Source organism: Legionella santicrucis (assembly GCF_001468135.1).
Lineage (GTDB): Bacteria > Pseudomonadota > Gammaproteobacteria > Legionellales > Legionellaceae > Legionella > Legionella santicrucis.
The window spans coordinates 1-5,512 of the sequence record NZ_LNYU01000077.1 but is presented as its reverse complement, the minus strand read 5'-3'; the positions used below and the strand labels follow the sequence as shown (position 1 = coordinate 5,512).

Here is a 5,512-nt window from a genome sequence, read left to right as displayed (position 1 = left end):
AAGGCTAATTCTTCAATTTCTCGATAGCTCAATGGATAAGCCAGATACCAGCGGACTAACATCAAAATGATTTCTTTTTTAAAATGACGCCACTTAAAATTCAGCATGAACAATCCAACTTTCTACAAAAATCATGCAACTCTATCAGCTAGGACTTCTTTTTGCGACACAACCAAATTTATTGACATGACATGTGATTGAAGAATAAACTATTTTCAATCATTCTATCACAGACATGTTATGTTTTTTAATGAGTTTAAAAAGATCACTGAGGCAAAAAAAGAAGAACGGAAAGCAGAATTAATAGCTGCAAAGTATTCTGAAATACATAGGCAGTTTGTTCAGTTACGAACAGAACTTCATACTGCTTTAGATCGAGAAAAATATCATTTTGCTATTCCTTATTATGTTTTATTGTCAGGAGCAACTCTTTTAGGGCTCTTCACTATGCTGTCACTATCTTTAGGGCATGAAACATATCAGCAAGAAGTAGAAAGAACTCGTTCCGTTAGAGTAGGATACGGAACGTTGCCATGGCATGCCCTTACTGCCCAATTCCGTACCGAGAGCTACCTGGAAACAAGAGAGGTGACCTATCCTAACATGGCAGATCGTGCTATCCTCATTTTAATATTGGGATTTTCTATTTTATGGTGGATACACTCCATTTTTAATCCTCGACCAGCTATGGATAAATTAGATAAATTAGTTGATGAGTTAACCAATCTGGATAATTCAGAAAAGAGCGTAATTTTTGGAAGCAGCTATTTAAGTACCTGTGAGACTCTAAAAACAGCATTAACAAAAATAAAAGAAAACCCTACGCCGCGTACGTTACAAAAACTAAAAGAGGAAATCAATATAATAATTGATGCTCTGGAAGATAATCAAAAAATATTTGGCGTATGGACACTGTCAAATTAATATGGAACTAAAGGGAAAAAAGAGTGGAGCAATTAAGCTGCTTTTTGTAATTCCATATGGCTTTGTTTCTTAACCCTACGTATGGTGGTTGTGTCGCAAAAAGAAGTCCTAGCTGATAGAGTTGCATGATTTTTGTAGATTGTTCATGCTCAATTTTAAGTGGTGTCATTTTAAAAAAGAAATCATTTTGATGTTAGTCCGCTGGTATCTGGCTTATCCATTGAGCTATCGAGAAATTGAAGAATTAGCCTTAGAGCGTGGCCTAAAAGTGGATCACTCCACCATCAATCGTTGGGTTATTAAATATTCTCCTCACTTGGAAGAGAGATTCCGAAAACGCCATAAAAGGCGAGCTGATAGATCTTGGAGGATGGATGAGACGTATATCAAGGTAAAAGGCCAGTGGGGTTACTTATACCGTGCGGTTGATAAAGAAGGAAATACCATTGATTTTATGCTTTCAGAGAAACGGGATGAGCCTGCAGCGCGTGCCTTTTTTGAGAAGGCTATTGGTTCAAATGGAATGCCTGAAAAGGTAACTATGGACAAAAGTGGAGCTAACAAAGCGGGTATTGACACGATCAATGGTTGTGTCGCAAAATTTTTTCCAGCCACTAAATACAGTTATTTTGGGCGTAGTTAAGCAGCTAACGCATAGAATTGTTTAAAAATAGTCATATTTTCTGATTGCTGATGTTGGTTTTTTCTCAACATATAATGTAGCTCAATCCCTGATAAGGTAGCTTGTGCTGAATGAAAGGCCTTAAAACCCATCATCACTTTAGTGATTTTTTTGATAAACCGGTGGTCCTGTTCAACACTATTATTGAGGTATTTAACTTGTCGGACAGTCACTTGTTTAAGGTATCTTTTTGGAACTATCCTCTGCGACATTTTCTGAGGGCGTATTTTTTTCAGCTGCATGATGAAATAATGTACCGGAGAGGTTAGCAGGGTTAGATATATTTGCTTGATGTTGAGGTTCTAGAGACGCCTCTCGAATATTTAATCCAAGCTCTTTATAAGCGTTTCCTAACACCGCTTCCTTAGCTTCATCACTCATTTTTCTCCACAGTCCCATATGTATTTTATCCATAGTCAATTCTTGTACTCGCCAGCCAAATGGAGTTGATTCTTTCAACCAAAGAGACTCTGGATTCAAAGACATACCAAAGTGCCGTACTAAAGATTCGCCTACACAACCCATCGATAGTGCATTGGTGGTTCCGCGTTGCTCATCCTTTAAATAAGCATTTAATGCATTCCTCATCACGGGATGTCCCGGCTCAGATGCAAATACCCATACATCAACCTGAAACCAAGGAGATAAATTATAATTACTTATCATTTCGGTAGACGAATCTACTGCTTTCTGAGTAATCGCAACTTTAACGCCTACCACTTGAGGTAAGTTAGGTTTAGCAGTGAAGCGCGTGGTACAATCAAAAAAATAACCTCCAAATTCTTCGAGAATAACCAACGTTAATAGATCTTTTTGAGCGGTGTAAAGTTTGTTTTTTTCTTGCATTTCTAACGTATTTTGTATCTCCTCGACAGTAGATTTGCTCAGATGCTTTAAGGAGCCTATTAACATAGCATCCACTGATTGTATTGATATACTAGGACAATCAGAAAATAATGCTTTTGCGTCACCTATTAAACGCTCGGGGACCCAAACAATTATTTTAGCCTCAGGCGAGTGTTGCGCTAGACTTTTAGGTCCTAAAGAACAGCAAACTTTATTAATGTGGGTCGATAAATTTCCCATCCAAATATAATTTATCATATTGTTTCCAATGGTTTTTTGTTGAGGAGAGGACGCGCTGGTTTGTTTAGGTATTTCTTTAATAAATATTTCCTGAGAGGGAGGCAACAAAAAAATTTCAGTAGAAGAAATTTCTTCAGATTGCTGATTATTTGCAATAGATTGAATGTTGTTCTTAAATATCTCTGTTAAAATTAAAGTGATATCGTCTTCGCGCTGGATATCATCAAAATTTTTCTTAATGGCTCCCGCGTGTAATATTTTTACTTCTGTATTTAATAAGGTTTCAAGCGTTTTATCTATCTTAACGTTAGGGTAAAGATAATTTAAAAGTGCCAATTTGGCATCTAATATCGATGTAGACTCTTTAACATCAAGCTCGACCATCCTTCTTGGACCCATCCCTAAAATAGTACAAAATATCTTCATGTGTTTACCCTCTGTCTGAGTTCGCTTATTCTCTTAGTCCGCATTATTTATATAATATCGAATAGTATATTTTTTTGACAAAGTCAATCAGGTCATCAAATTTCTCAGATCTGCTGATTAGGCATTCAAATAGGTTGTGTCGCAAAATTTTTTCCAGCCACTAAATACAGTTATTTTGGGCGTAGTTAAGCAGCTAACGCATAGAATTGTTTAAAAATAGTCATATTTTCTGATTGCTGATGTTGGTTTTTTCTCAACATATGATGTAGCTCAATCCCTGATAAGGTAGCTTGTGCTGAATGAAAGGCCTTAAAACCCATCATCGCTTTAGTGATTTTTTGGCTCCGTTGCAAAAACGAACGATGGATTATACTTCAAACTAAAACTATTAACTGAGACCTCAAATGCGATCCACGAAACCTGTGGCATTTAAATGGCGTCATTTTCATGGTGAAGTAATTCTGCAATGTGTGCGTTGGTACTGTAAATACGGGAGCAGTTACAGAGATTTGGAAGAAATGATGTCGGAACGTGGTCTTTCTATAGATCACACCACACTTTATCGTTGGGTTCAGCATTATGCCCCTGAATTAAAAAAACGTCTTGACTGGCATAAGAAACGTTATGCCAATCGTTGGCACCTTGATGAAACTTATATCAAGATAAAGGGTGAATGGAAATACCTGTATCGTGCAATCGATGAACGTGGCAACACAATTGATTTTTACCTTTCTCATCGTAGGAATGTAAAAGCTGCGAAGCGCTTTCTAAAGAAGCTCATCAAGTCTAATCCAACCTGTGATGTTAGTGTTATCAATACCGATAAAAATCCGGCCTATGGCCAGGCTATTAAAGAGCTTAAGCAGGAAGGAAATCTGGCTCCCAATATAAGTCATCTGCAGATAAAATACCGCAATAACCGTCTCGAGGCAGACCATGGGAAGCTTAAGCGACTCATCAATCCAGTCAGGGGATTTCAATCCATGAAAACTGCCTATGCAACCATCAAGGGCTTTGAAATCATGCGCATGTTTAAAAAAGGACAGTTCAATATCTGGATGTATGGAACTCGGACTGAGATCTCATTTATTAATGAACAATTTGGGATCTACAGCTGAGATCTATCCAGAAGATGGATTTTTGTACAAGGTTTTGTTTTTGCAACGGAGCCCTCACAAACAACTGATTTACAATCAGATGCCTTATTAGCTGCTGGTGTTAAACAAGAATATATTTATCAAGATTATGCATCAGGGAAAAACGACGATAGACCTGGATTACAAAATTGCCTTAAAGCGCTTCGTGAAGGCGATACCCTTATTGTCTGGAAACTCGATAGGCTAGGACGAGATCTTCGTCATCTTATTAATATTGTTCATGATCTCACTTCAAGAAACATTGGCCTAAAGGTACTCACTGGTCATGGAGCAGCTATTGATACAACAACACCTGCCGGAAAATTAGTATTTGGTATTTTTGCAGCCCTTGCCGAATTCGAACGAGAAATGATTAAAGAACGAACGATTGCAGGCATGCAAGCTGCAAGAGCGCGTGGACGAAAAGGCGGGCGTCCTTATAAAATGACCGCGGCAAAACTTCGCCTGGCCATAGCTGCTATGGGAAACGCTGAAACTAAAATTGGCAGCTTGTGTGAAGAGCTTGGAATTACAAAGCAAACATTATATCGACACGTATCGCCCAAGGGTGAGCTTCGTGAAGATGGGGAAAAATTGCTTGGTAATAGCTGATGACGGAAAATATTGCCTTTTCGCAATCGACCGTTAAGCTTTCCAATTCTTTGAGCCAGCATAAATTGTGTGATCACAGCCGGTCTCAACCTAAATTAGGCTAATATCCTTGTTTACCCTGTATCTCCCTTATTTAATTTCTACTGCTGGATACTCTTCAATATAACTTTCACCAGTAACACCATAATAGATAACTTTTCGCTCTGTAAAGTCAACATCGTAACCAACAACTCCAGCCTCCCATGCATGTATTAAAAACTCAGGAAAACTGCTTATACCCTCTTGATCCTCTCGAATGGCTTTTATCAACGCATCGCGATTAAACTTAGGAAATTCAAATGTCCCAGTAACTATAGGGTTTCCTTGCTGAACAACGATACCTTCATTCATCGTATAAACTGATTGACACGAAGGTAGTGTCCAGCGGTTCATAATAACGCCCGATTGGCGAAGTGCTTCTGCTAGAACTGGAAAACCTGCGACCTTGGGACGTATAGACATGGCATATTTTTGTGTTTCAATTAATTTCTCCACTAATTTTGACATGAGTTTTTCCTTATAACTCATGTTACGCACGGGACTTGCTGGCTGACTAAAAAGCATTAGAATTCCGCTCTTAATTTTAGGGAGGGAATCCAATGGATAT

General features: G+C 38.2%; 6 protein-coding genes and 3 pseudogenes. 4 read left to right on the top strand and 5 right to left on the bottom strand.

What is annotated here, in order from left to right:
- Window positions 1–107, bottom strand: a pseudogene (locus Lsan_RS23050) (IS6 family transposase); the annotation flags it as partial.
- Window positions 108–240: 133 nt separating this feature from the next.
- On the opposite strand from Lsan_RS23050, the gene Lsan_RS12945 reads away from it, so the two are divergent.
- Window positions 241–924 (top strand): hypothetical protein, encoded by a 684-nt coding sequence (locus Lsan_RS12945; RefSeq protein WP_058514645.1) that lies wholly within the window; start codon window positions 241–243, stop codon window positions 922–924.
- A gap of 145 nt (window positions 925–1,069) precedes the next feature.
- Window positions 1,070–1,510: pseudogene (locus Lsan_RS12940) on the top strand (IS6 family transposase); the annotation flags it as partial.
- Between the two features lie 53 nt (window positions 1,511–1,563).
- Here Lsan_RS12940 and Lsan_RS12935 read toward each other — a convergent pair.
- The 3 genes and pseudogenes from Lsan_RS12935 to Lsan_RS22150 all read right to left on the bottom strand — a co-directional run.
- Window positions 1,564–1,767, bottom strand: a pseudogene (locus tag Lsan_RS12935) (DDE-type integrase/transposase/recombinase); the annotation flags it as partial.
- Between the two features lie 16 nt (window positions 1,768–1,783).
- A complete protein-coding gene (locus Lsan_RS12930) occupies window positions 1,784–3,118 on the bottom strand; it encodes a hypothetical protein (protein ID WP_133134397.1) in 1,335 nt (444 codons plus the stop codon).
- A gap of 185 nt (window positions 3,119–3,303) precedes the next feature.
- The gene (locus Lsan_RS22150; protein ID WP_065236305.1) at window positions 3,304–3,441 is read right to left on the bottom strand and encodes a transposase; all 138 of its coding nucleotides are present in this window, start codon (window positions 3,439–3,441) and stop codon (window positions 3,304–3,306) included.
- A gap of 81 nt (window positions 3,442–3,522) precedes the next feature.
- Here Lsan_RS22150 and Lsan_RS12920 point away from each other — a divergent pair, with 81 nt between their 5' ends.
- Entirely contained in the window at window positions 3,523–4,236 is a 714-nt protein-coding gene (locus tag Lsan_RS12920; RefSeq protein ID WP_058514640.1) for an IS6 family transposase, read from the top strand.
- An 18-nt stretch (window positions 4,237–4,254) separates the two neighbouring features.
- A complete protein-coding gene (locus Lsan_RS12915; RefSeq protein ID WP_058514639.1) occupies window positions 4,255–4,866 on the top strand; it encodes a recombinase family protein in 612 nt (203 codons plus the stop codon).
- Between the two features lie 129 nt (window positions 4,867–4,995).
- Here Lsan_RS12915 and Lsan_RS12910 read toward each other — a convergent pair.
- Window positions 4,996–5,512, bottom strand: a 517-nt coding sequence (locus Lsan_RS12910; RefSeq protein WP_237762128.1) for a DUF1398 domain-containing protein, incomplete at its 5' end; no start/stop codon positions are given.

What these genes read in the sequence shown, in the direction of transcription:
- Lsan_RS12920 (WP_058514640.1), top strand. Translation starts at nt 3,523, where the DNA reads ATGCGATCCACGAAACCTGTGGCATTTAAATGGCGTCATTTTCATGGT.
- Lsan_RS12930 (WP_133134397.1), bottom strand. Translation starts at nt 3,118, where the DNA reads ATGAAGATATTTTGTACTATTTTAGGGATGGGTCCAAGAAGGATGGTC.
- Lsan_RS12945 (WP_058514645.1), top strand. Translation starts at nt 241, where the DNA reads ATGTTTTTTAATGAGTTTAAAAAGATCACTGAGGCAAAAAAAGAAGAA.
- Lsan_RS22150 (WP_065236305.1), bottom strand. Translation starts at nt 3,441, where the DNA reads ATGATGGGTTTTAAGGCCTTTCATTCAGCACAAGCTACCTTATCAGGG.